This window comes from Streptomyces sp. CA2R106, assembly GCF_037034245.1.
Taxonomy (GTDB): Bacteria; Actinomycetota; Actinomycetes; order Streptomycetales; family Streptomycetaceae; genus Actinacidiphila.
Genome location: NZ_JBAGKC010000050.1, coordinates 1 through 25,097 on the forward strand (window position 1 = coordinate 1; position 25,097 = coordinate 25,097).

The window sequence follows — 25,097 nt, forward strand, 5'->3', positions numbered from 1 at the left end:
CGACCGCGTGCTGGCAGAGGCAGCGACCCGGACCGGGCCTCCCGCCTTCCCATTCCCGCCGATGCCCGCGACGACGACCGCCGACACCATCACGCACATCCTGGAGCACGAGCACGCTCTGCGGACGAACCAGGCGGCCTACAGCGCGGACGATGTCGCCGCGCTCGACCCCGGGCTGCGCTGGCTGGCCGGGCACCGCTGGCCGGCCTGCGCCGCCGCGGCAGGTGCCCGGTGAACCGGAAACCGGCGCGCAGCGGCGCGGTGGTCGAGGGCGTGGACTGGGATCGCTGGTCGGTGATCCTGTGCAAGCCCGACGCGGTCGAGCGGGGGCTGGTCGACCCTGTTCTCGACCGGTTGTCGCTGCCGAGCGTGCAGGTGCTCGGCCGGACCGAGGTGACGGTCGCGCCCTGGCAGATCCACGTCCACTACTGGGACATGCTCGTCGACCGGGACTGGTTCCCCGACCGGGACATCCCGGCGTGCCTGGACACGGAGTTCGCCGGCCGCGCGGTCGTCGTCGCGCTGGCCTACGGGCGGCGCAGCCTTCACGGGTGGCTGCGGGATCAGCTGGGGCACTACTCGCCCAGGCCCTCGCCGAGCGGCGCCTGATCCGCAACCCTCAGCTGGGTGTCTTCCTGGACGAGGCAGCGGACGACCGCCTCTACGCGGCCTTCCATCTCATCGCGTTCCGCGGCCTCCGCCGGGGGAAGCGGTCGGCCAGGAGTGGGTCGACATCGACCTGGAGGCGGGTCTGCTGACGCCGGCGAAGGAGATCGTCCAGGACGGGTGGACTCCGTACGAGTCGGCGCCCAAAACCGACGGGAGCGCTTCACCCATCCACATCGACAGCCTGACCGTGCGGGTGCTGCGTCTGCACCGCGCCCGCCAGCGCAAAGAACGCCTCAGCTGGGGAAAGTCCTGGCAGAACTCGGGCAAGGTCTTCACGCAGGAGGACGGGAGCCCTCTCCACCCGGAGATGCTGTCCGACGCCTTCCGCCGCGTCCGGAAGGCCACCAACCTGCCGCCGATCAATCTCCGCGACCTCCGCCACGTGGCGGCCACGCTCACCTCGGACACGTACACGAGCCTGCTGCCCGAGGTTGACCGCGCGGTGGCCGAGAGGGCCGCCAGGATCGTGCCGCGCGCTCGGCCGATCGAGGGAGGCGACACCTCCGGGCTCACACCGGGCTCACAGGGCCTTCCAGCCACCCCCAAGGGCTCGCCCGGAACCGCTAGGGAAACCGCGTTTCCCCAGGTGGAAGCCGCTGGGAGCGGGGTGCCGCGGGGTGGGGCGGGTGGGACTCGAACCCACGACCGACGGATTATGAGTCCGCTGCTCTAACCGGCTGAGCTACCGCCCCGTACGGCGTGCCGTGCACGCCGTCTGCCGCAGCATAGCCGCTCATACGATCTGTCGCCCTCGCGGGTGTACGGACAGGTCGTCAGGTGGACGCGGCGCGGCCCGAACTGACGGCGCGGCGTGGCCGGGAGACGAAAAAGGACCCCGGAGGGTCCTGATCCTGCGCTCCCCCGACTGGACTCGAACCAGTAACCTGCCGGTTAACAGCCGGCTGCTCTGCCAATTGAGCTACAGGGGACCAGCTCCCCCGACTGGACTCGAACCAGTAACCTGCCGGTTAACAGCCGGCTGCTCTGCCAATTGAGCTACAGGGGATCGCACTGTGTGCGCCGAATGCACCCACAGGGACCTCCCGGCGGGCGCACGCTCGGTGCGACACATACATTAGCGCAAGCAGGGGGGTGCTCCGCCAACCGCTTGCAGGGGGTTGCACCCCGCGACGCAGGGTAAGGCGCCTAGAGACCGGCAGAACCTGAGTGAGGAAGGGTGGAGCCATGCGCTACCGGCTGACGTTCATCACGGGAGCCCTGGTCGGTTTCGTGCTCGGGGCCCGCGCCGGGCGGGAGCGGTACGAGCAGATCCGCGAGGCCGCCCGCAAGGTGGCGCAGAACCCCGCGGTGCGCAACACCGCCGAGTCCGCCATGCAGCAGGGCCGCACCGCTGCGGGCCGGGCGAAGGAGACGGTGACCGCCAAGGTCGGCGACCGGATGCCCGACGCCCTGGCCGGGAAGATCCGCGCCAGCCGCAACGGCCACGGCCCCGACAGCGAGTGGGGCACCTCGAACACCTGACCCGTACCGCCCCCCGGCCCGCCACCCCGCCCGGTGCCGAGGGTGGACCCCCGCGCGGCGCGCCCCCGCCGTACGGCATCATTCGCCCATGGGGAAAGTCGCCGGCATAGACAGCTCGTCCACGGGCACCACCATCGTCGTGTGCGACACGGACACCGGGGCGGTGCTGCGGCAGGGCCACGCCCCGCACCCCCTCGACGACGGCGAGAAGCCCACCGAGATCGATCCGCAGGCGTGGCTGCTGTCGCTGGGCGAGGCGGCCGGCGGCGGCGTGCTGGAGGGCGTGCAGGCGATCGGCATCGCCGGCCAGCAGCACGGCCTGCTGGCGCTGGACGCCGGCGGTGTCACCGTGCGCCCGGCGCTGCTGCGCGGCGACAAGCGGGCCCAGGTGCAGGCGGCGGACCTGGTGGAGGAGCTGGGCGGCCCGGCCGGCTGGGCCGAGGCGGTCGGCGCGGTGCCGCAGGCGTCGTTCCCGGTGGCGAAGCTGCGCTGGCTGGCCCAGCACGAACCGGCCGCCGCCCAGCGCGTCGCCGAGGTGCTGCTCCCGCACGACTGGCTGGTCTGGCAGCTGCTCGGCCGCCCGGACCGCCGCACCACCGACCGCGGTGACGTCTCCGGCACCGGCTACTGGTCGGCGGCCACCGGCGAGTACCGCCCGGACCTGGTGGAGCGCGCGCTCGGCCACAGCGCCCGGCTGCCCGACGTGCTCGCCCCCGCCGAGCCGGCCGGGCAGACCCCCGAGGGACTGCTGATCTCCGCCGGCACCGGCGACGCGATGGCCGCCGCGCTGGGCCTGGGCCTGGGCCCCGGCGACGCGGTGGTCTCGCTCGGCGCCGGCGGCACCGTCTTCGCGGTGCACACCGCCGCGCTACCGGACCCGACCGGCACCATCACCTCGTACGCCGACGCGACCGGCCACCACCTGCCGCTGCTCCAGGTCCGCAACGCGGTCCGGACCCTGCGGGGCACCGCCGAACTGCTCGGCACCGACCTGCCGGGCCTGTCCGAGCGGGCGCTGACCTCGACGCCGGGCTCCTACGGGCTGGTGCTGCTGCCGTACCTGGAGGGCGAGCGCACCCCCGACCTGCCGCACACCGCGGGCACCCTCAGCGGGCTGCGGCGGGACTCGATGAAGCCCGAGCACCTGGCGCGGGCGGCGTTCGAGGGGATGCTGTGCGCGCTCGCCGACGCGCTGGACGTGCTGCGCGGCAAGGGCGTCGAGGTGCGCCGGGTGTTCCTGCTGGGCCCGGCGGCCGAGCTGCCCGCGGTGCAGCGGATCGCGCCGCCGCTGTTCGGCGCGCCGGTGGTGGTGCCGCAGGCCGGGGAGTACGCCGCGCTGGGCGCCGCCAGGCAGGCCGCGTGGTCGCTGGGCGCGGTGCTCGGGTCGCGGACGCAGGGCGAGCCGCCGCAGTGGGCGCTGGAGGGCGCCCGGCACTTCGAGCCGGGCGAGGACGCGGCCGTGGGCACCGCGGTCCGCCAGCAGTACACGTCGGTGCGCGAGCACACGCACCCGGGCGCCTTCGACGCGCTGCGCTGAGCCCGCGGGGACGGCGACACCCGGGGCGGACGGCAGCATCCGGGGCGGTACCCCTGGCGGGGTGGGCACGAAAGCCGCCGGGGGCCGGGGGCGGAAAAGCCGTTCCCCCGCCTGGGAACGGACTGCGGGGGAACGGCGCTGCGGCGACCGGATCGGCGCCGCCATATCGATGTCTTCCGAACCCGGAAAACGTGGCTACACGCTTGCGGCGACGGCCTGCGCGCTCTCCGCGAGCTCGCCCTCGGCCGCCTCTCCCGCCGGCGGCTCCTCCTTCGGCACGGCCGGCACGCTGAGCCCGGGAACCGTCAGGTCCGGAATCTCCCCGGCGACGTCCAGCGCCGACTGGATCGACTCGGCCAGGGTCTCCGTCACCGCGTCGTCGAAGTCGATCCGAGTGACGGAGACGGCGGAATTGGTCGGAAGCGTGTCGGCGAGAAAAACGGCGCTGCCGCCGCCGGCCTGCTTGAACGTGACTGATTCCTCGTCGGTGATCTCCCGGCTGAGAATCAGTGAGAATTTGTGCCCCACTGTGCGTCACCTCTTCATCGTCGCGACTTTATGAGAAACGCTAGCCGGAGCTTCCGCGCGCACGCAATGCTCAGCAGGTCCGCCCGAGCGCCGGCGAACAGCGGGCGGGATCGTGACCGCCCACGGACCGGCGCGGGCAGGGAAGTCGGGTCCGTTCAGCCGCGCGACCGGCCCGCTGCCGTTCAACTGCCGCGGCCCCCTCGGTTGAGCGGCCGCACCGCACGTCGCAGGTCCGGAGCGGGGCGGGTGGGCCTGGACCCACCGCGGACGGGGTGTAGCGGGATGTCCCGCGGCGGGCGGCGGCGATAGGTTCGGCCTGCCGACCGGGCGGACCCGGCCCCGCCGGTGACGGGAGCAGCCATGGACGCCGGCGGTGCGAACCGGGCGCGCCAGGCGGGTCGCGCGGCCGGTGGCCGGCGGCCGCCGACCGCCCGCCCAGACCTGACGCGGCCTCAGGCGCCGCGCGCCGCCGGCGAAAAGGTGGGTGCAGGCCCACCCGGTCCGGGGCGTAACAGGATTACGCCGGAACCGCGCCGCCGGTACGTTCTCGATATCGCCGGAACTTCACAGGCTGAGCGCGCAGCGGAAGTCGGCGGGAAGACATGGTCGGCGGAGCGCGGAAAACTCGGAGGAAACCCCCAATGACGGCTGTGGTTGAGGTGCGGAACCTGCACAAGGAGTACGGGGACACGGTCGCGGTCGACGACGTCTCCTTCTCCATCGAGGAAGGCGAGATCTTCGGAATTCTCGGTCCGAACGGCGCCGGCAAGACCACGACCGTGGAATGCGTGGAAGGGCTGCGGCAGCGCGACCGCGGCGAGGTCACGGTGCTCGGGTTCGACCCGCAGGTGGAGCGCGCCGAGATCACCCGCCAGCTCGGCGTCCAGTTGCAGGACGGCCAACTGCCGGACCGGATGCGGGTGGCGGAGGCGCTGTCGCTGTACAGCTCCTTCTACAGCAACCCCCGGGACTGGCAGGAGCTGATGGACGCGCTGAGCCTGACCGGCAAGGCGAAGACGCCGTACAGCAAGCTGTCGGGCGGTCAGAAGCAGCGGCTGTCGGTGGCGCTGGCGCTGGTCGGCAACCCGAAGGTGGCGGTGCTCGACGAGTTGACCACGGGGCTGGACCCGGCGGCGCGGCACGAGACCTGGGAGCTGATCGAGACCGTCCGGGCCAGCGGCGTCAGCATCCTGCTGGTCACCCACTTCATGGAGGAGGCCGAGCGGCTGTGCGACCGGATCGCCCTGATCGACAAGGGGCGGGTCGCGGCCATCGACACCCCCTCGGGACTGATCTCCCGGGTCGAGTCGGAGCAGCGCATCCACTTCCGGCCGTCCACCTCCTTCGACGACAGCCTCCTCACCCGGCTGCCCGACGTGACCTCGGTGGCCCGCCAGGGTGAGTACGTGGTGGTCACCGGCAACAACAACTCCCTCAACGTCGTCACCTCGGCGTTGGCGGACGCGAAGGTCGAGCCGATGAACCTGCGCGTCGAACAGGCCACGCTGGAGAACGCGTTCCTCGCCCTGACGCAGAACGACCACCACTCGAAGTAGCCCGGCGCAGTAAGAGATCCCGAGGAGACCCGTCGTGTCGACCACCACCGCCAGCACCGCGATGGCCAGTGCCACCAGAACCGCCCCGCGCCGCAACGCGCTGTGGCAGCTGACCGCCATAGAACTGAAGCTGCTCGTCCGCGAGCGTATGCGCCTGGTCTTCGGGGTCGCCCTGCCGCTGATCCTGCTGGTCATCTTCGGCGCCATCCCGTCCTTCAACAAGGCCAGCGACACCTTCCACGGCGAGACGACGCTCGATGTGTACGTGCCGATCCTCGTCGCGTTCTCGGGTGCGCTGCTGGCCCTGACCGGGCTGCCGCAGACCCTGGCGGACTACCGCGAGCGCGGGGTGCTGCGCCGGCTGCGCACCACCCCGGCCGGGCCGTCGCGGGTGCTGGCGGCCCAGCTGATCGTGAACCTCGGCATCGCGCTGGTCACCGCGGTCGTGCTGCTGGTGGTGGGGCGGCTGGGGTACGGCGTGCCGCTGCCGAAGCAGGTCGGCGGATTCGTGCTGGCGGTCGTCCTGACCTACCTCGCGCTGATGGGGATCGGGCTGTTCATCGCGTCGGTGGCGCCCTCCGCGAAGACCGCGCAGAACGCCGGCCAGATCCTCTTCTACCCGATGATGTTCTTCGCCGGGCTGTGGATGCCGATCGCGGCGATGCCCAAGGCGCTCCAGCACCTCAGCCATGCCATGCCGCTGGGCGCGGCCGTGCAGGCGCTCCAGGACGCCTCGCAGGGCGACTGGCCGCACGGGATGCAGATCCTCACCCTGGTGGCGTGGGCGGTGGTGCTGCTGGGCGCCTCGGCCAAGCTGTTCCGGTGGGAGTGACGCGGCGGCAGGTCCGGCCAGCGGGCCGGGTGGGAAGCGCGGGGCGGGCCCGTCCGGCACTGCGGTGACGGGCGGGGCGCACGCGGTGACGGGCGGGCCGCAGGCGGTGACATGGCGTGAAAAAAGGGTCCGCAGCACCCTCGTGGCGGGAGGCGTCGTGGGTCACACTGGGGTCCCGGTGCCGAGCCCTCTTTTGAGCCCGACGACGCGCTCACCGCGGAGGTCGCTTCCGTGCGGACAGACGCCCAGGTCCAGGTCACGCCCGACGAGCCGGTGCCCCCTGCCCTCGACGAGCCGGTGGTGCCCGATCCCGTCGGCGAGCTGCCCGGCCGCCGTACGGACGCCGCGGCCGGGCCGTCGGCCGACCTGTTCCGGCAGTACCTGCGGGAGATCGGCCGTATCCCGCTGCTGAGCGCCGCGGACGAGGTCGAGTTGGCGCGGCGGGTCGAGGCGGGGCTGTTCGCGGAGGAGCGGCTGGCGGCCTTCCCGGACCTGGACTCGCAGCTCGCGGTCGACCTCGACCGGCTGGTGGTCATGGGCCGGATGGCCAAGCGGCGGCTGATCGAGGCGAACCTGCGGCTGGTGGTGTCGGTGGGCAAGCGCTACATCGGCCGCGGTCTGACCATGCTCGACCTGGTGCAGGAGGGCAACGTCGGCCTGATCCGCGCGGTCGAGAAGTTCGACTACGCGCGCGGCTACAAGTTCTCGACGTACGCGACCTGGTGGATACGCCAGGCGATGTCCCGGGCGCTGGCCGACCAGGCCCGGACGATCCGGGTGCCGGTGCACGTGGTGGAGCTGATCAACCGGGTGGTACGGGTGCAGCGCGCGCTGGTCCAGGAGCGCGGCTGCGAGCCGACGTTGGAGGAGGTCGCCGACCACCTGGGGCTGCCCGCGTCGCGGGTCGCCGAGGTGCTGCGGCTGGCCCAGGAACCGGTCTCGCTGCACGCGCCCGTCGGCGAGGAGGACATCGCCTTCGGCGACCTCATCGAGGACCGCGACGCCGCCTCCCCCGTCGAGTCCGCCGCCTTCCTGCTGCTGCGCGAGCACCTCGAAGCGGTGCTGTCCACCCTCGCTGACCGCGAACGCGAGGTCGTCCAGCTCCGCTACGGCCTCACCGACGGCCGCCCCCGCACCCTGGAGGAGATCGGCGAGATCTTCGGCGTCACCCGCGAACGCATCCGCCAGATCGAGTCCAAGACCCTCACCAAGCTCCGCGACCACACCTACACCGCCCACCTCCGCGGCTACCTCGACTGAGGCGGCCGCGGGGCGGGGCTCCCGGGCGCGGGGCTCCCGGGTGCGGGGTCAGTCGACTTCGGCGACGGCTTGGGCGAACTGGGCGGAGTACAGGCGGGCGTAGGCGCCGTCGGCGGCGAGGAGCTGGTCGTGGGTGCCCTGTTCGACGATGGCACCGGACTCCATGACGAGGATGACGTCGGCGTCGCGGATCGTGGAGAGCCGGTGGGCGATGACGAAGCTGGTCCGGCCGTGGCTGAGTTTGGCCATCGCGCGCTGGATGAGGACCTCGGTGCGGGTGTCGACGGAGCTGGTCGCCTCGTCCAGGACGAGGATCACCGGGTCGGACAGGAACGCCCGGGCGATGGTGATGAGCTGCTTCTCGCCGGCGCTGACGCCGGTCCCCTCGTCGTCGATGACGGTGTCGTAGCCGTCGGGCAGGGTGCGGATGAAGCGGTCGGCGTGCGCGGCGCGGGCGGCCTCCTCGATCTGCTCGCGGGTCGCGTCCTGGTGGCCGTATCCGATGTTCTCCGCGATGGTCCCGCCGAACAGCCAGGTGTCCTGGAGCACCATGCCGATCGCGGCGCGCAGCTCCTGCCGGGACATCGCGGCGATGTCGGTGCCGTCCAGGGTGATCCGGCCGCCGGAGACCTCGTAGAAGCGCATCAGCAGGTTCACCAGGGTGGTCTTGCCCGCGCCGGTCGGCCCGACGATCGCCACCGTCTGGCCGGGCTCGACGGCCAGCGACAGGCCGTCGATCAGCGGCTGGTCCGGCAGGTAGCGGAAGTCGACGTCCTCCAGCGTGACCCGGCCGCGCAGCTGCTGCGGGCGGGCGGGGTGCGCAGGCTCGTCGGACTGCTCCTCGGCGTCGAGGAGTTCGAAGACCCGCTCGGCGGAGGCCACCCCGGACTGGATCAGGTTCGCCATGCTCGCGACCTGCGTGAGCGGCTGGCTGAACTGCCGCGAGTACTGGATGAACGCCTGTACGTCGCCGATGGACAGCGTGCCCGAGGCGACCCGCAGACCGCCGATCACCGCCACCAGCACGTAGTTGAGGTTGCCGATGAACATCATCAGCGGCTGGATCGTGCCGGAGATGAACTGCGCCCGGAAACCCGAGCGGAACAGCGCCTCGTTCTCCGCCTCGAAGACCGCCGCGGACTCCTCCGCCCGGCCGAAGACCTTCACCAGGGAGTGCCCAGTGTACATCTCCTCGATGTGCGCGTTCAGCTTGCCGGTGGTCTTCCACTGCTGCACGAACTGCGGCTGCGCCCGCTTGCCGACCACGGTCGCCACCAGCAGGGTCACCGGGACCGTGACGAGCGCGACCAGCGCCAGCAGCCAGGAGATCCAGAACATCATCGCCAGCACACCGACGATGGTCAGCAGCGAGTTCACCAGCTGGCCCATGGTCTGCTGCATGGTCTGGCCGATGTTGTCGATGTCGTTGGTGACCCGGCTGAGCACCTCGCCGCGCGGCTGCTGGTCGAAGTACGACAGCGGCAGCCGGGACAGCTTGGCCTCGCAGTCGCGGCGCAGCCGGTAGATCGCGCGGTTGATCACCTTCGTCGCGGTGCGCATCTGGACCACGCTGAGCACCGCCGCGCCGAGGTACACCGCCAGTACGACCAGCAGCACGGTGCCGATCGCGCCGAAGTCCATGCCCTTGCCGGGGGTGAAGTCGATGCCGGACATCACGTCGGCGAGCTTGCCGTTGCCGTGCGCCCGCAGGTCCGCCAGGACCTGCTCCCGGCTGCCGCCGCCGGTCTGCCGGCCGATCACCCCGGCGAAGATCAGGTCGGTCGCGCGGCCGAGGATGCGCGGCCCGGACACCGTCAGCGCGACGCTCACCACGCCGACCGCCAGCACGAGGCACAACCACAGCCGGTCCGGGCGCATCAGCCCGATCACCCGCTTGAGCGAGCCCTTGAAGTCCATCGACCGCTCGACGGGTCCGCCGCCCATGAACCGGGCCGGCCCCGCCGCCGGGGCCGGTCCGCGCTGCGCCGGCGCCTTCTTCAGCCGGTCCCCGCCCCCGCCGCTCACGCCCCCGCCGCTCATGCCCCCGCCGCTCACGCCGCCTCCTGCTCGGTGAGCTGCGACAGCACGATCTCCCGGTAGGTCGGGTTGTCCCGCATCAGCTCGCTGTGGGTACCGGTGCCGACCACGCGGCCCTCGTCGAGGACCACGATCCGGTCCGCGTCACGGATCGTGGACACCCGCTGGGCCACGATCACCACCGTCGCCTCCGCGGTCTCCGCCGCCAACGCCTGCCGCAGCGCCGCGTCCGTGGCGTAGTCCAGTGCCGAGAAGGAGTCGTCGAAGAGGTAGATCTCCGGGCGCCGCACCAGGCAGCGGGCGATCGCCAGCCGCTGCCGCTGCCCGCCGGAGACATTGCTGCCGCCCTGCCCGATCGGCGCTTCCAGTCCGCCTTCGAGCTTCCGGACGAAGTCCTCGGCCTGCGCGACCCGCAGCGCGTGCCACAGTTCCTCGTCGGTGGCGTCCGGCCGGCCGTAGCGCAGGTTGCTCGCCACCGTCCCGGAGAACAGGTACGGCTTCTGCGGCACCAGCCCGACCGTCTCGGCCAGCAGCGCCGGGTCGAGCGCGGCGACGTCCTCCCCGTCGACCAGTACCCGGCCCGCGGTCGCGTCGTACAGCCGCGGGATCAGCCCGAGCAGGGTGGACTTGCCGCTGCCGGTGGAGCCGATCACCGCGGTGACCTGCCCGGGCCTGGCCTCCAGGTCGATACCGACCAGCACCGCGGCCTCGGCGCCGGGATACGCGAACGTGGCGCCGCGCAGCTCCAGATGGCCGTGCCGGCGCAGCGAGGTGACCGGCGCGGCCGGCAGCACCACGCTGGAGTCGGTGCCGAGCACCTCCTCGATACGGTCGGCGCACACCTCGGCCCGCGGCAGCATCATGAACATGAAGGTGGCCATCATCACCGACATCAGGATCTGCATCAGGTAGGTGAGGAACGCGGTCAGCGCGCCGATCTGCATGCCGCCGCTGTTGATCCGGTGGGCGCCGAACCAGAGCACGGCCACGCTGGAGAGGTTCACGATCGCCATCACGGTCGGGAAGGTCAGGGCCATCAGCCGGCCGGTGGCCAGCGACACCGCGGTCAACTCGTCGTTGGCGGAGCCGAACCGGTCCTTCTCGTATCCGTCCTTGACGAAGGCGCGGATCACCCGGATGCCGGTGATCTGCTCGCGCAGTACCCGGTTCACCGCGTCGACCCGCCCCTGCATGGTGCGGAACAGCGGCCGCATCTTCCGCACAATCAGGGCCGAGGTGATGCCCAGCAGCGGCACCACGACGAGGAACAGCGACGACAGCGGCACGTCCTGGTCGAGGCCCATGATGATGCCGCCCACGCACATGATCGGGGCGGGCACCATCAGGGTGCAGCTCATCAGCACCAGCATCTGGACCTGCTGGACGTCGTTGGTGGTGCGGGTGATCAGCGACGGCGCGCCGAACTGGCCGACCTCGCGGGCGGAGAAGCGCTGCACCTGGGTGAAGACGGACCGCCGCAGGTCGCGTCCGACCGACATCGCGGTGCGCGCGCCGAAGAAGACCGCGCCGATCGCGCACGCGATCTGCACCACGGTCACCCCGAGCATCGCCCCGCCCATCCCGAGGATGTAGCCGGTGTCGCCCTTGACCACGCCGTTGTCGATGATGTCGGCGTTGAGGGTCGGCAGGTACAGCGCCCCGATGGTGGACAGCAGTTGGAGGAAGACCAGCAGCACGATGGGGCGTCTGTACGGTCTGAGGTGGGATCTCAGGAGTCTGATCAGCACGGGCGGGTACCTCGGGTTGCCTCGGGCAGGGCACGGGTGGGGACGCTCAACAGGACGCGGCGGGCCGTCCGGAGGTTGAGCGGGGGCCGGCCGCAGCGTCGCCGTGCGGCCGGCCCCGCCCTCAAGTGTCCCCCCGGCGCCCCGTCCGGGCAGGCGGGTTCCGTTTCCGGTGCGGTCAGTCGGGGTTCACGATCCGCGCCCGCCGGTTCAGCTCCTGGGCGAACCCTTCCCAGATCTGCGAATTGCGCCGGGACAGTTCGATGATGAGTTCGATGCAGTGCAAAGGCACCGAGGCGCAGATGTCGTTCATCTCGTTGGCCCCGACCACGTTCTCCCGGAACATCCGCAACAGCCGCCGTCCCAGCTCGCTCTGGCGCAGCGACGGGTCGCGCATGAGTTTTTCGAGCGTGGCGGCGGTGGGCGGGTTGGCCACCATGGGGTCCGGGTCGGCCGGTGCGGGGCGCGCGCTGCCCTCCTCGGCCCTGGTCCGGCCGCGTTGGCTGGGTACGGGCTCGTCGCCGCGCTCCAGCCGGCGGCGGACGTCCAGCGCCGTGGCCGGTGAGATGCCCGCCGACCGGGCCACCTGACGCAGTGACGCCTTCGGGTTGTCCCTGATCAGCTCGGCGACCCGCAGCCTGCCCTGCGCCGCGTCCAGCGGCCGGACCTTGCCGTCCCGGCCGATGCGGAAGTCCGACTGCGGCACCGAGTCGGACGAGCGCCGCAGTTCCGCGACCGTACGGGCGCCCAGGCCGGTCGACTTGGCGATGACCCGGTCGGCCATCGTGGGGTGCGACTTGAGGATGCGCAGCGCGGCGGCCGTGCGGTCGGCCTGCGACAGCGGAAGTCCGTGCGTGACGTTTGCCTCGACCGCAATGAGGAAAGCCTCTTCACGGCTGCCGTCGAAGAATTTGACGTCGATGTACTTATGGCCCTTGAGGGAGGCCGCCATGAGACGATGGATACCGTCGATGACCCGCATCGTTCTTCGGTCGACCAATATTGGCGGCAGTGGGCCGTCTATGGCCGCCAATTGCAGTACGTGGCCTTTGTCCTCACCTTTCAGGCGCGGTGAGTCCCCGGGCAGAATCTGCATGATCGGGACGGAAACGATCTCCGGTCCGTCATCTCCCCGTTCTCCCCGTTCTCCCCGGACGGCGACCACAGCGGCCACCGCTCTGCTTGTCTCAGCGAGACCTACCATTGCCTCCCCCTGACAACTCGTGCTTGCCATGCGCAGCCAAAAGCCTCCAGACGCCGCCTGCCACGGCTCTCGAGACATACCGAGGTCATGCGGTATGTCTGAAACGTCGTACACTTCCCCGTAGTTCACGGCAGCTCACGTTGTGTCCGGTGGACGCCCGGCAGGAGCCGGGGCCCCGGCCCATCACCGGGAGTGAGCGTGAACCCGAAATTTCTCCTATTTCTCGCCAATCACGGTAAGCTGTGCGGCGCTGACGCCCCGTAGACACCGCGTGAATAAATTTGCACGCCGCAGCAAACTCCGCCTGATGACCTCCGCCGACCTGCGGCGATAATGCCTGCGGTGTCAACCGGACATCGCGAGTGTATCCCCGTTCAACCTGAAGGTGCAGGGCCGAATGAGGCCCCTCGGGAATCCCGAGCGGATACACAGCGTTCTGCCGCCGGGCATGTTCCGGTACACGCCACGCACCGTCCGTCCGGTTCCCCGCACGCGTGGCGGAATCCCTCGCTCCGCCGCGTCCGCGGCCCGACATGCGGAAATCCGCGGACGACCGGCGGTGCCGCTGCCCGCGGGGCAGGGGAGGTGCGGACCGCCCGGCCGTTCAACTCGGCCGGCGCCCGGGTGCGCACGTCCTTCGACGACGGCTTCCGCGCGGCGCGCTCAACCGCGCGCGGCGCATCAGTTGAACAGGCGGCCGCCGTACGGGGGATGGGAACTTCGTCCCGGTTCGGAGCTTCGCGTCGGGGGGACGACGCAACAGGCGGGCCCCGTCCCGTCCTTCCTATCAAGGGGCGCGGGGGCGCAGCCACCCTCACCGTTCAACTGCCCTTTCCCCCCTGTTCATTGGGTGGCCTCCGGGTGGGCGGCGTGCGGCGGCCGCGAGCCTTGCAGGGGTTCCGGCGGTTGGCTACGTTCTCGTCCCACTTGACGATTCGGTGTGACGACCTCAGGAGCGGCATGTCCCAGCCCTCGTCCGGAGACAACCTGTGGTGCAGGCGTTTCCGCCCTGCCCCGAACCCGGCCGCCCGGCTGGTGTGCCTTCCGCACGCGGGCGGTTCGGCACCCTTCTTCCTGCCGGTGGCGGCGGCGCTCAGTCCGCAGGTCGACGTCGTGTCGATCCAGTACCCCGGCCGGCAGGACCGCCGGGCGGAGGCCCCCCTCGACGACCTGTCGGTGCTCGTCGACGGCATCTACCAGGTGCTCCGGCGCCAGCCCGAGCTTCCGCTCACCCTCTTCGGCCACAGCATGGGCGCGGTGATCGGCTTCGAACTCGCCCGCCGCTTCGAGGCCGACGGGGTGCGGCCGGTACGGCTGATGGCCTCCGGGCGGCGCGCACCGGGTACCCACCGGGACGAGAGCACCTTCGGCAGCGACGACGCGATCATGGCCGAGGTGCGCGAGCTGAGCGGCACCGCGGCGTCCCTGCTGAGCGACGACGAGATGATGCGGGCCGCGCTGCCCGCGCTCCGCGCCGACTACCGGGCCGTCGAGACATACCGGTGCGGGCCCGACGTCGCCGTGGACACCCCGATCACCGTGCTGACCGGGGACAGCGACCCCAAGACCACGCTGGACGAGGCGAAGGCGTGGGACCGGCACACCAGGGGCGGCTGCGACCTGCGGGTGTTCACCGGCGGGCACTTCTTCATCAGCGAGCGCGCCGCGGAGGTCATGCAGGTCCTCGAGGACCACTTCCGGGAGCAGGGCGCACGCCACGCCGGCTGACCGGGGCGCACACCCCCATCGGCGGACCGGATGCCCGGGGCGCATCGGTTGAACACCGGGGCGCCGCGGGTCCGGTCGGCCCGTCATGCCTTCTTCTTCGCCGGCTTCGGGAAGACGCCGCGCACCGCGGACCCGCGGGTGAGCACCGCGGCGCCGATCAGGGCCAGCGCCGACACCCCCTGGATCGCGGCGTACCAGGCCGGGCAGAGGCCGGGGATCGCGTCGACGACGATGATCGCGATCGGCAGGATCGCGGTCACCGTGGCCAGCCGGTCGTAGGCGCGCGCGTCGCCCTGCGGGGCGCGGGTCGCCAGCCGGTACAGCCAGGGGGCGATGAGCAGCAGGATGGCGCCCCGCACCCACATGAAGGGGCTGGTGTCATGGCCGGCGATCGCCATCCCGGCGACCGTCCCGAGGCAGACGACACTGATCACGCCGTAGACCACGAGGAACTTCTTCGCCGTGTTGAACGCCTCCTGGACCCGGGGGTCCTCGACGGTCGCCGGGGCCGTGGTGGTGGTCGTGGTGACGCTGGTGTTCGCCATGTCCTTCTCCTCCGTCTGAACGTGCTGCCGACGTTACGGAGGGCGCGGCGGGCCCGGTATGGGCCTGGGCACACGCTTGGGTGGGGCCAGTCCCACCCCCGGGCCGGCGCACGCGGTGTTCAACCGCCCCGGTCCGCGGCCCGCCCGGGTGCCGGCGCTCTGGTAGGACTGCTGCCGAACCGGACGGGCCGTACCGCGCCCTGCCGGTGAAGGGGGTCTTCGTGCTCGAACAGGTCCTCCCCGAACCGGTGGCGGTCGTGGAGGCGCTCGGCGACGACGAGACCGCGCACCTCGCGCTGTATCCGCAGGAGGCGGCGCTCGTGGCGAAGGCGGTGGACAGGCGCCGCCGCGAGTTCGCCACCGTGCGTGCCTGCGCCCGCCGCGCCATGGTGAAGCTGGGCGTGCCGCCGCAGGCGGTGCCGACCGGCCGGGGCGGCGCCCCGTGCTGGCCGGAGGGCCTGCGCGGCAGCATGACGCACTGTGCCGGATACCGGGCCGCCGCGCTGGTCCGCGCCGCCGACCTGGCCTCCCTCGGCATCGACGCGGAGCCGCACGCGCCGCTGCCGCACGGGGTGCTGAGGACGGTCTCGCTGCCCGCGGAGCGGCAGCGGCTCGCCGCTCTCGCGGCCCGGCGGCCGGACGTCCACTGGGACCTGCTGCTGTTCAGCGCGAAGGAGTCGGTCTACAAGGCGTGGTTCCCGCTGACCGGGCAGTGGCTGGGCTTCGAGGAGGCGGACGTCGAGGCGGACATCGACGTACGGGCGCCCGCGGGTGACGCGGCACAGGGCCGGTTCCGCGCCGAACTGCTCGTTCCCGGGCCGGTGGTGGGCGGGCGGCGGCTCCAGCACTTCGAGGGGCGGTGGATCGTGGGCGGGGGCGTGGCCGCCACCGCGGTGACGGTGCCGCATCCCTGATCCCGGGCGCCGAGGCCGTGGCCGGCGGACAGCGTCGTTCCGACCAACGGGCGCAGGCCGACGGGGGCTGGTGCTCCCCCGTGGCCTCCAGCATGGGCGCGGCCCCCGATCACAAGGCTCGGGGCGCGGCCCCTCCCCGGCGAAGCTCTGGGGAACAGAGCGCGGCGCGCTGCCCCGACGACCGGCAACGCAGGGGCGCAACCCGCCGAAGGCAGGGGGAGAGCATGCGTGCCAGCCCCCGCCGGCCGGGCAGGATTCGTCAGGCACGGCTGCTCGTGGCGGCGCCGGGTGGGGTTAGGCCCACGGGCGGCGGGGCGTAGCAGGCTATCGGGGGCGGCGCGGGCTGCGTACCGTCGATCGTGTCGGCCCGGACCGCCGTCCCGGCTGACACAATGATCGCCGTGGGTGAAGGGAACGAGCGGATGAGGATGTCTCCTGGAGGCGGTCCGCTGGGGTGGTGCGCCGCGTCCGCGCGGGGGCTGTACCGGTCCGCGGTCCTGGTGGGCCTCACCTGCGTGATGGCCCTCGTCGCCGTGCCCGTGGGGGTGGGCGGTTCGGAGGTGGCCTACTCCTGGAGCGCGGGGCGGCGCGAGCCCCTGGTGGTCAGCGTGCTCGCGACGCTCGGGGAGACCCTGGTGGTGATCGCCTGGGTCGCCATCGCCCTGTGGGTGGTGCACCCGTTGGCGAGCCGGGCGCTGGCCGGGGCCGCGCGCCGCCGCGCCGCCGACTGGCTGGACCTGCGGCTCGAGGTGGCCTACCGCGCCGTGCCGCCGGTGACGCGCATGGCGACCGGTTTCTGGTGGGACGGCCACGAGTACCACAAGACCGAGCGGGAGGCCCGCCGCCGTGCCAAGGTGCACGCCTGGTTCCGGGACCCGCAGTTCCACTGGGACGGCCTGTGGGCGGTGGTCGCGTCGGTCACCGTGTTCCCGGTCGCGGCGCTGCCGCTGCTCGGTCTGGGGTACGGCGTCTTCCTGCTGTTCACCCCCGCCCTCGCCGGCTACGGCGCCGCCTCGATCGTGGCGGGCCTGGCCGCGGCGCCGTTCGCGTGGCGGGTGCTGCGCCCGGTCGCGGCCCGGTTCCTCGGCCCGGTCCCGAGCACCCGGCTGGGCCGGCGGGTGGCGGAACTGGAGGCCATCCGCGCCGATCTCACACAGACCCAGGCCGCGGAGCTGGAGCGGATCGAGCGCGGTCTGCACGACGGGGCGCAGGCGCGGCTGGTCGCGATGGGCATGTCGATGGGCATCGCCGAGCAGCTGGTCGACACCAAGCCGGAGGCCGCGAAGGCGATCCTCGCGGAGGCCCGCGCCTCCTCCGCGACGGCGCTCGACGAACTGCGCACGCTGGTGCGCGGGATCAACCCGCCGGTGCTCACCGAACGCGGTCTGGTCGACGCCGTGCAGGCGCTCGCGCTCGACTCGCCGGTGGCCGTCGACGTGCACAGCCAGGTGCCCTCCCGGCCCGAGCGGCCGGTGGAGTCGGCGGTGTACTTCGCGGTCGCGGAGCTGCTGGCGAACGCCGCGAAGCACGCGGCGGCGCGGCGCGTGACGGTGGAGCTCGGCTATGACGGGCGGGTGCTCACCGCGAGCGTGCAGGACGACGGAGTGGGCGGGGCCGACCCCTCGTCCGGCTCGGGGCTGCGCGGCCTCGAGCGCCGTATGAACGCGTTCGGCGGACGGCTGGAGATCGACAGCCCCGTCGGCGGACCTACTCGAATCACCGTGGCGGTGCCGTGCGAATTGTCGTAGCCGAAGACCTCTTCCTGCTCCGGAACGGGATGGTGCACCTCGTCGAGGCGTACGGCCACACGGTGGTCGCCGCGGTCGACTCCGGGCCCGCCACCCTGGAGGCGCTGCTCGAACACCGGCCGGACGTCGCGATCGTGGACGTCCGGCTGCCGCCGAGCTTCTCCGACGAGGGCCTCCAGGCGGCGCTGGCGGCGCGCCGCCAGATCCCGGGGCTTCCGGTGCTGATCCTCTCCCAGCACGTGGAGCAGTTGTACGCGCGGGAGTTGCTCGCCGACGGGCACGGCGGCATCGGCTACCAGCTCAAGGACCGGGTGCTGGACGCCGAGCAGTTCCTGGACGCGGTCAGCCGGGTGGCGAACGGCGGCACCGCCCTGGACCCGACGGTCGTCTCGAAGCTGCTGGCGCGGCCGACCCGGGCCGATCCGCTGGCGTCGCTCACCAAGCGCGAGCGGCAGGTGCTGGGGCTGATGGCCGAGGGGCTGTCCAACGCGGCCATCGCGGGCCGGCTGTTCCTCAGCGAGGGCGCCATCAGCAAGTACACCACCGCGATCTTCGCCAAGCTGGAACTGGGCACGGACGACGACACCAACCGCAGGGTCCGCGCCGTGCTGGCCTACCTCGACGCCGAGAGCACCGCCGACGGGTCGTGACAGCTGCCGTCCGGGGCCCCGACGTACACGTCGTGCGTGTCGTACACGTCGGGGCCGCCGGCCGGACACCGCGGCGGGTCTCACCCGGCGGGCGCCTGCGCGTCCGGTGCGGTGTCGGTGACGTGCGCGGCCAGCTCCCGCGGGGTGGGCCGCTCGAAGATCTCGGTGAGGCTCAGTGAGCGCCCGCTGGCGTTCTGGAACTCCTGGAGCGCCACAGCGGCCAGCATGGAGTTCCCGCCCCCGGCGAAGAAGTCGGTGTCGGCGTCGGCGTCCTCGCGGCGCAGGATGCGCCGCCACACCGCCACCAACTGGGCCGTCAGCCCTTCGGTGGGGCTTTCCGCCCCGCCGGGCGCATCAGGTGCGGCAGGCGTACCCGGTACGGCGGGCTGGGGCCGCCGGGCTTCGACGACACGGGCCAGCTCCCGGTGGTCCACCTTCCCGCTGCCGTTGACCGGCATGGCGTCGACCGCGACCAGCTCCCCGGGGAGCATCGCGCGGGACAGCCGGGCGCGGGCGTGCGCGTGCACGTCGGCGAGGTCCAGTTCGGTGCCGGCCGGTTCGAGGCAGCCGACGAGCACTCCGTCGCCGCTCGGGTCGCCGACCAGGACGACCGCGGCCGCACCGACCTGGGGGTGGGCCAGCAGCGTCGCCTCGATCTCGCCCAACTCGATGCGGTTGCCGCGCAGTTTGACCTGGCGGTCGGTCCGGCCGAACAGGTCGATCAGGCCGTCCGCGCGCCAGCAGGCGATGTCGCCGGTGCGGTAGAAGCGGCCGTGCTCGGGGTGGACGCCGAAGCGCTCCGCGTCGAGGTCGGGCCGGCCGTGGTAGCCCAGGGCGACGCCGGTGCCGGAGATGCACAGCTCCCCCCGTACGCCGACGGGCAGGTCGCGGCCGTGCGGGTCGGTGACGTGCAGGCGGGTGTTGCGGATCGGGCGGCCCACGTCCAGCCGGGCGCCGGGGTCGGCCGCGATCACACGGGAGGTGGACCAGATCGTCGTCTCGGTGGGGCCGTAGACGTGGTGCAGCTCGCAGCCGGCGGCCAGCAGCCGGCGGACCAGCGGCAGCGGCACCGGCTCGCCGCCGACCAGCACACGGCGGCCGCGCAGGCTGTCCGCGGCCCGGTCGATGACCAGCCGCCAGGCGGTCGGGGTCGCTTGCACGAACCGCGCGTCGTGCCGTTCCAGCAGCGCGCGCAGCACCCGGCCGTCGCTCCTGGCACGGTCCGGTGCGGCCACCACGGTGCCGCCGGAGACCAATGGCACGAACAGCTCCAGCCCGGAGATGTCGAACGCGAACGTGGTGGTCCACAGCATGGTGTCCCCGGGGGCCGCGGCCAGTTGCTCGGCGAAGTGCACGACCAGGTTGGCCAGCGCGGCGTGGCCGACCCGGGTGCCCTTCGGGCGCCCGGTCGACCCGGAGGTGTACATCAGGTAGGCGCAGTCCGCCGCCCCGGCCGCCCCGACCGCCTCGGCCGGGGCGTCGGCCGCCGGTCGCGGCGCCGCGTCGCGGGCGGGCGGCGCGAGCAGCACCGCGGGACCGTCCGGGCCGCCGAGCCCCGCGGTGTCGCCGTTCGCCACCAGCAGCCGCGCGCCGGAGTCGGACAGCTGGTGGCGCAGCCGCTCCTTCGGGTGCGCGGCGTCCAGCGGCATGTACGCCGCGCCCGCCAGCCAGGTCCCGAGAACCGCCGCGGCCAGTTCGGCGCCGCGCGGCAGGGCGATCGCCACCGTCTCCCCGGGCCGCAGGCCCACGTTGCGCAGGAGGGCGGCCGCGGTGTGCGCGGCGTGCCACAACTGCCGGTAGTCCAGGGTGTCGTCGCCGTCCACGACGGCCACGGCGGCGGGGGTGCGCCGCACCTGCCGCTCGACGGCCGCCAGCACGGTGGCGGGCTCGACGGGACCGGCCGTGTCGTTGGCCGCGCCGATGATCGCGTGGTCCTGGGGGCTCCACCAGTCCACGTCCCCGACGGCCCGGTCCGGGTCGGCCGCGAACGAGGCCAGCACCGCCTCGTAACGCGCCGGCAGCAGGGCGGCCGGCGCCGGGTCGAACAGCTCGGTGCGGTAGCGCAGCCGCAGCCCGACGGTGCCCTGGGGGCCGGGGTGCCGGGTCGCGGCCAGGTGCAGGTCGAAGCGGCCGGCGCCGCTGGTCGCGGGGAACGGCTCGGCGGGCAGCCCGCCGAAGGAGAACCCCGGCGGGCCGTCGGGCGCGCGGTACTCGAAGGCGTACCGGAACGGCAGCGAGTGGCGGCCGGAAGCCCGGGCGGGCAGCAGGTCGGGGTGCGCGTCCACGGCGACGTCGGCGTGCGCGGTGGCCGCGGCAAGCCGCTCGGCGCTGCGCACGACCAGGTCGCGGATGCTCTCCTTGGACGCGGCCCGCAGCCGCAGCGGCACGTGGTGGGTGTGCCGGCCGACGGCGCCGGCCGCGGCTGCGGGACGCAGGTCGACGGGTACGCCGACCAGCACGTCCGAGCCGGCCCCGTGGGTCTCCAGCAGCACATGGAAAGCGGCGAGCAGGATCGCGGCCTCGGGCACGCCCGTCGCCGCCGCGAGCCGGTCCAGGGCCTGCGCGGTGTGCGGCGGGAGGGTGCGGTCGACCTCCGCGGTGGCCAGGGTCGGCCGGTCCGGTTCGGGCGCGGCGCAGGCGAGTTCGCCGGCCCCGGCGACGGTGCCGGCCAGCTCCGCCCGCCAGAACGCGCGGCTTTCGGCGCGGGGCGCTGGCCTGCTCGGGCCCGGCACCGGCACGGGGTCCCCGCCGGTGCCGTCCTGGTCGTAGGCGGCGGCCTGGTCGTAGGCGGCGGCCAGTTCGGCCCTCAGCAGCGGCCCGGAGACCTCGTCGAGGACCAGGTGGTGGGCGGTGACGCAGACCACGTCGCGGCTGCCGGGTGCCCCGGTGCCGTGGAACAGCGCGGCCCGCACCATCGGCCCGCCGTCCAGCGCGAACGGAGCGGCGGTCACGGGGGCGAGGTCCGCGGGCGCGGGTTCACCGGGCAGTTCGGCCTCGGTGAGCGGGACGGTCAGTGCCTCGGCGGCCAGCACCTCCTTGGTGAGCCGTGCCCCGTCGCCGCGGTAGACGGTGCGCAGCGCCTCGTGCCGCCGGACGACGGCGGCCAGCGCCGCCCGCAGCCGTACCGCGTCCACCCGTCCCGCGACGGCGAACGCCACGGACAGGTTGTTCACGGCGGTGCCCGGCGCCAGCGACTCCAGGAGCCACAGCGCCTCCTCCTCCGGGGAGATGTCCCCTCCGGGGGGCCGGGGCACCGGTGCGGCACCGGACCCGTCCGACGCCTTCGCCGGCGTGTGCCCTGCTGCGGGGTTGCTCACGCCGCTCCTCCTCCGGTGCCCGGCTGGATTCCCAGCTCCTTGTCGATGAGGTCGAACATCTCGTCGTCGGTGGCGTCGATGATGTCCTCGTCGGACGACGCGTCGTCCGCTTCCGCCCCCCGGAACTCCTCCATGAGGTGTTCGAGGCGGCTGATGATGTCGGCCTTCCTGCCCCCGCGCCGGACGATCCCGTCGAGCATCGTGCCCAGCCGGTCGAGGGTGCCGTGCACCGGCGCGTAGTCGATCTCCTGCTGGGCGATCCGCTCCTGGAGGTGGTCGGCCAGCTCCGCGGGCGTGGGGTAGTCGAACACCACGGCCGAGGGCAGCCGCAGCCCGAGCGCGGTGCTCATCCGGTTGCGGAACTCCACCGCGGTCAGCGAGTCGAAGCCGAGCTGGCGGAAGTAGCGGGCGGCGGCGATGGACTCCGGGCCGGGCCGGCCCAGGACGAGGGCGGCCTGGGTGAGGACCAGGTCCAGCACCGCCGCCCGGAGTTCCGCGGCCGGCAGCGCCGCCAGCTGGTTCAGCAGGTTCCGGCCGGCGTCGCCGCCGGCGCCGCCCGCGGTGCGCCGGCCCGGGCGGACCAGGCCGGTCAGCAGGGCCGGCACCGCGCTGCCGGCACCGCGCAGCGCGGCCGGGTCGAGGCGGGTGGTGACCAGCAGCGGGTCGCTCCGGTCGAGCGCCGCGTCGAACAGGGCGAGCCCGTCGGCGTCGGACAGCGGCCGCACCCCCTGGCGGGCCATCCGCCGCCGGTCGGCGGAGGTGAGCCGGCCCGCCATGCCCTGCTCCCAGGGGCCCCAGGCCAACGACACCGCGGGCAGGCCCTGCTGCCGGCGGTGGGCCGCCAGGGCGTCCAGGAAGGTGTTGCCCGCCGCGTAGTTGGCCTGCCCCGGTGTGCCGAGGACACCGGCGACCGAGGAGAACAGGACGAAGGTGTCCAGGTCCATGCCGCGGGTCAGCTCGTGCAGGTGCCAGGCCGCGTCGGCCTTGGGCCGCATCACCTGGTCGACGCGTTCGGGCGTCAGCGAGTCGAGTACGCCGTCGTCCAGGACGCCCGCGGTGTGCAGCACACCGGTCAGCGGAGCCGACGCGGGGACACCGGCCGTCACGGCGGCCAACTCGGCCCGGTCGGCGACGTCGCAGGCCAGCACCTGGGCCGGGCAGCCCGCCGCGGCCAGGTCCGCGGCCAGCCGCGCCATGCCCGGGGCGGCCGGGCCGCGGCGCGAGGTGAGCAGCAGCCGCCCGGTCCGGCCGGTGCGCGCCAGGTGCCGGGCGAGGAGGCCGCCGAGGGCGCCCGAGGCGCCGGTCAGCAGCACCGTCCCGGGGGTGGTGGACGGTGTCGGGTCCGCGGTCTCCCCGGCTGTCGCGGCCGGGTCCTGCCCGGACACCTCGCCGTCCGGGCGGGCGGGTCCGTCCCCGGCCGCGCGGGCCAGCCGCGGCACCCGCACCCGGCCGTCGCGCACCGCGAACTGCGGCTCGTCCAGGGCGGTTCCGGCCACCAGGAGGGGACCGCAGCCGGCGAGCCGGTCGACGTCCGCGAGCACGATCCGCTCCGGATGCTCGGCCGCGGCCGTACGCACCAGGCCGACGACGCCCGCGTGCTCCAGCCGTATCGCGGTGCCGGAGTCCGCGTCCACGCCGCACTCGGTCACCACCACCAGCCGGGCGCCGTCCAGCCGCGGCGCGGACAGCAGCGCACGGAGGGTCTCCAGCGTCCGCACGGCGGCCCGGCGTGCGGTCTCGGGAACGGGAACGGCCGCGGGCACGGCAGCGGGAACGGGAACGGCCGCGGGTTCCTCGTCCGGTCCGGCGTCCGGCAGGCCGCGGAAGACCACGGCACCGGGTACCGGCGCGCCCGCGTCGAGCGCCGCGGTCAACTCGGCGACGTCCGCGTAGACCTGGGCGCCCGGGACGTCCGCCCCGCCCTCGTCGCCGAGCACGGCCCAGGGGCGTTCGGGCGCGGCGGAGGTGGGCGCCGTGTCCGCGACGGACCAGGCGACCCGGAACAACCCGTCGTGAGCTGCTCCAGCGGCCGTGTCGAGAGCCCCGGGAGCAAGCGGCACCACGGCCACCGAACCAACCGAGGCGATCGGCCGGCCCGCCGGGTCGGCGAGTTCCACCGACACGCCCTCGCCGGAGGCCGACGGCGAAACGCGCAGCCGCGCGGCCGTCGCGCCGGACGCGTACAGCCGTACGCGGCTCCAGGCGAGCGGCTGCGGGGGCCCGTCGTCGGAGGCCCGGCGCTGCTCGGCCTCGGCGAGGGCGGTCAGGTGGAGCGAGGCGTCGAGCAGCGCGGGATGGACCCCGAACCCGGACACGTCGGTGCCCTCGGGCAGGGCGATCTCCGCGAACACCTCGTCACCTTGGCGCCAGGCGGCGCGTACGCCCCGGAACTCCGGGCCGTAGTCGAGTCCGGCGGCCTCCAGCGCGTCGTACAGCCCGGCCACGTCGGCCGGGACGGCGCCGGCCGGCGGCCACGGGGTGCTCCAGGGCGCCGTGTCCGCGGTGGCGTTGTCGTCCGGGCCGCTGCCGGCACCGGCCGGGGCGAGGATGCCCGAAGCGTGCCGCACCCACGCGCCTTCGGGCAGCCGTGCGTGGACCGCGACGTCCCGGAGCCCGTCCGCGCGGGCGGTGCCCACGGTCACCTGGACCCGTACGCCACCGTGCGCGGGGAGCACCAGGGGCGTGTCGACGAGCAGTTCCTCGACGCGGTCGCAGCCGACCTCGTCGGCGGCCCGCACGGCCATGTCCAGCAGCGCGGCGGCGGGGAGTACGACCCGCCCCGCCACCGTCGAGCGGCCGATCCACGGGTGCGCGGACAGGGACAGCTGCCCGGTCAGCACGGTCTCCCCGGACGCCGGCAGGTCGACGGTCGCACCCAGCAGCGCGTGCCCGGGAGCCGCCAGCCCGAGGTCCTCGGCGCGGCTGCTGGTGGTCGAGTTGAGCCAGTAGCGGCGACGCTGGAACGCATACGTCGGCAGGTCCACCCGACGCGCTCCGGTGCCCGCGTAGACCTTCTCCCAGGCCACCGGGATGCCCCGGACGAACACTTTCGCCACCGCCGTCAGCAGCGCCCGCGGCTCATCCCGCCCCCGCCGCAGAACTGGCGTCCACGACTCAACGGCGTCCTCCGGGGCCTCCGTTCGCGTCGCGGGCCCCAACGCGGACAGCACACCGTCCGGGCCCACTTCCACGAACGTCCCTACGCCCGCGGCGCGCATCGCCTCGACCGCGTCGGCGAACCGCACGGCGTCACGCACGTGCCGCACCCAGTAGGAGGCGTCGGTGACCTCCTCCGACACCACACCACCGGTCAGCCCGGACACCATCACCAGGCGCGGACGGTGA

General features: G+C 73.4%; 18 protein-coding genes and 3 tRNA genes. 11 read left to right on the forward strand and 10 right to left on the reverse strand.

Going from position 1 to position 25,097, the window contains the following annotated elements:
• Positions 1–61 precede the first annotated feature (61 nt).
• Together WA788_RS34170 and WA788_RS34175 are read left to right on the forward strand one after the other, a co-directional pair.
• Positions 62–235 (forward strand): hypothetical protein, encoded by a 174-nt coding sequence (locus tag WA788_RS34170; protein ID WP_335984244.1) that lies wholly within the window; start codon positions 62–64, stop codon positions 233–235.
• Positions 232–609 (forward strand): hypothetical protein, encoded by a 378-nt coding sequence (locus WA788_RS34175; RefSeq protein ID WP_335984245.1) that lies wholly within the window; start codon positions 232–234, stop codon positions 607–609. The genes WA788_RS34170 and WA788_RS34175 overlap by 4 nt, the downstream gene beginning before the upstream one ends.
• 678 nt (positions 610–1,287) lie before the next feature.
• Here the strand turns inward: WA788_RS34175 and WA788_RS34185 are convergent.
• The 3 genes from WA788_RS34185 to WA788_RS34195 form a co-directional block, all read right to left on the reverse strand.
• Positions 1,288–1,361, reverse strand: a tRNA-Ile gene (locus tag WA788_RS34185).
• A gap of 164 nt (positions 1,362–1,525) precedes the next feature.
• Positions 1,526–1,598: transfer RNA gene (locus WA788_RS34190), tRNA-Asn, on the reverse strand.
• Positions 1,599–1,602: 4 nt separating this feature from the next.
• A tRNA-Asn gene (locus WA788_RS34195) sits at positions 1,603–1,675 on the reverse strand.
• Between the two features lie 179 nt (positions 1,676–1,854).
• Between WA788_RS34195 and WA788_RS34200 the strand changes: the two genes are divergently transcribed.
• Positions 1,855–2,151 carry a YtxH domain-containing protein gene (locus tag WA788_RS34200; RefSeq protein WP_335984224.1) on the forward strand — a complete coding sequence of 99 codons (297 nt, stop codon included), beginning with the start codon at positions 1,855–1,857 and terminating at the stop codon, positions 2,149–2,151.
• Positions 2,152–2,239: 88 nt separating this feature from the next.
• The gene (locus WA788_RS34205; protein WP_335984225.1) at positions 2,240–3,688 is read left to right on the forward strand and encodes an FGGY family carbohydrate kinase; all 1,449 of its coding nucleotides are present in this window, start codon (positions 2,240–2,242) and stop codon (positions 3,686–3,688) included.
• Between the two features lie 195 nt (positions 3,689–3,883).
• On the opposite strand, the gene WA788_RS34210 is transcribed toward WA788_RS34205, so the two are convergent.
• A complete protein-coding gene (locus WA788_RS34210) occupies positions 3,884–4,216 on the reverse strand; it encodes a hypothetical protein (protein WP_335984226.1) in 333 nt (110 codons plus the stop codon).
• 641 nt (positions 4,217–4,857) lie between these two features.
• Here WA788_RS34210 and WA788_RS34215 point away from each other — a divergent pair.
• The 3 genes from WA788_RS34215 to WA788_RS34225 all read left to right on the forward strand — a co-directional run bounded on the left by WA788_RS34215 (position 4,858) and on the right by WA788_RS34225 (position 7,864).
• The gene (locus tag WA788_RS34215; protein ID WP_335984227.1) at positions 4,858–5,772 is read left to right on the forward strand and encodes an ABC transporter ATP-binding protein; all 915 of its coding nucleotides are present in this window, start codon (positions 4,858–4,860) and stop codon (positions 5,770–5,772) included.
• A gap of 34 nt (positions 5,773–5,806) precedes the next feature.
• Positions 5,807–6,604: an ABC transporter permease gene (locus WA788_RS34220; protein ID WP_335984228.1), complete on the forward strand. Its 798-nt coding sequence runs from the start codon at positions 5,807–5,809 to the stop codon at positions 6,602–6,604.
• A 231-nt stretch (positions 6,605–6,835) separates the two neighbouring features.
• Positions 6,836–7,864 carry an RNA polymerase sigma factor gene (locus tag WA788_RS34225; RefSeq protein WP_335984231.1) on the forward strand — a complete coding sequence of 343 codons (1,029 nt, stop codon included), beginning with the start codon at positions 6,836–6,838 and terminating at the stop codon, positions 7,862–7,864.
• Positions 7,865–7,912: 48 nt separating this feature from the next.
• On the opposite strand, the gene WA788_RS34230 is transcribed toward WA788_RS34225, so the two are convergent.
• From WA788_RS34230 to WA788_RS34240, 3 genes are all read right to left on the reverse strand, one after another.
• A complete protein-coding gene (locus tag WA788_RS34230) occupies positions 7,913–9,904 on the reverse strand; it encodes an ABC transporter ATP-binding protein (protein WP_443034138.1) in 1,992 nt (663 codons plus the stop codon).
• Between the two features lie 11 nt (positions 9,905–9,915).
• Complete coding sequence (locus WA788_RS34235; protein WP_335984232.1) at positions 9,916–11,649, reverse strand: ABC transporter ATP-binding protein; 1,734 nt, start codon at positions 11,647–11,649, stop codon at positions 9,916–9,918.
• A gap of 175 nt (positions 11,650–11,824) precedes the next feature.
• The gene (locus tag WA788_RS34240; RefSeq protein WP_335984233.1) at positions 11,825–12,820 is read right to left on the reverse strand and encodes a ParB/RepB/Spo0J family partition protein; all 996 of its coding nucleotides are present in this window, start codon (positions 12,818–12,820) and stop codon (positions 11,825–11,827) included.
• Positions 12,821–13,810: 990 nt separating this feature from the next.
• Between WA788_RS34240 and WA788_RS34245 the strand changes: the two genes are divergently transcribed.
• A complete protein-coding gene (locus WA788_RS34245) occupies positions 13,811–14,578 on the forward strand; it encodes a thioesterase II family protein (protein ID WP_335984234.1) in 768 nt (255 codons plus the stop codon).
• A gap of 83 nt (positions 14,579–14,661) precedes the next feature.
• Here WA788_RS34245 and WA788_RS34250 read toward each other — a convergent pair whose 3' ends face one another.
• On the reverse strand, positions 14,662–15,123 hold the full coding sequence (locus WA788_RS34250; protein ID WP_335984235.1) for a hypothetical protein: 462 nt from the start codon (positions 15,121–15,123) through the stop codon (positions 14,662–14,664).
• A 221-nt stretch (positions 15,124–15,344) separates the two neighbouring features.
• Between WA788_RS34250 and WA788_RS34255 the strand changes: the two genes are divergently transcribed.
• The 3 genes from WA788_RS34255 (at position 15,345) to WA788_RS34265 (ending at position 18,435) form a co-directional block, all read left to right on the forward strand.
• Positions 15,345–16,037 (forward strand): 4'-phosphopantetheinyl transferase family protein, encoded by a 693-nt coding sequence (locus WA788_RS34255; protein WP_335984236.1) that lies wholly within the window; start codon positions 15,345–15,347, stop codon positions 16,035–16,037.
• A gap of 401 nt (positions 16,038–16,438) precedes the next feature.
• Positions 16,439–17,785 (forward strand): sensor histidine kinase, encoded by a 1,347-nt coding sequence (locus WA788_RS34260; RefSeq protein WP_335984237.1) that lies wholly within the window; start codon positions 16,439–16,441, stop codon positions 17,783–17,785.
• Positions 17,770–18,435: a response regulator transcription factor gene (locus tag WA788_RS34265; RefSeq protein WP_335984239.1), complete on the forward strand. Its 666-nt coding sequence runs from the start codon at positions 17,770–17,772 to the stop codon at positions 18,433–18,435. The genes WA788_RS34260 and WA788_RS34265 overlap by 16 nt, the downstream gene beginning before the upstream one ends.
• Positions 18,436–18,515: 80 nt before the next feature.
• Here the strand turns inward: WA788_RS34265 and WA788_RS34270 are convergent, their stop codons facing one another.
• Positions 18,516–21,752: a non-ribosomal peptide synthetase gene (locus tag WA788_RS34270; RefSeq protein WP_335984240.1), complete on the reverse strand. Its 3,237-nt coding sequence runs from the start codon at positions 21,750–21,752 to the stop codon at positions 18,516–18,518.
• On the reverse strand, positions 21,749–25,097 hold a 3,349-nt coding region (locus tag WA788_RS34275; protein WP_335984242.1), incomplete at its 5' end, for a type I polyketide synthase. The genes WA788_RS34270 and WA788_RS34275, both read right to left, overlap by 4 nt.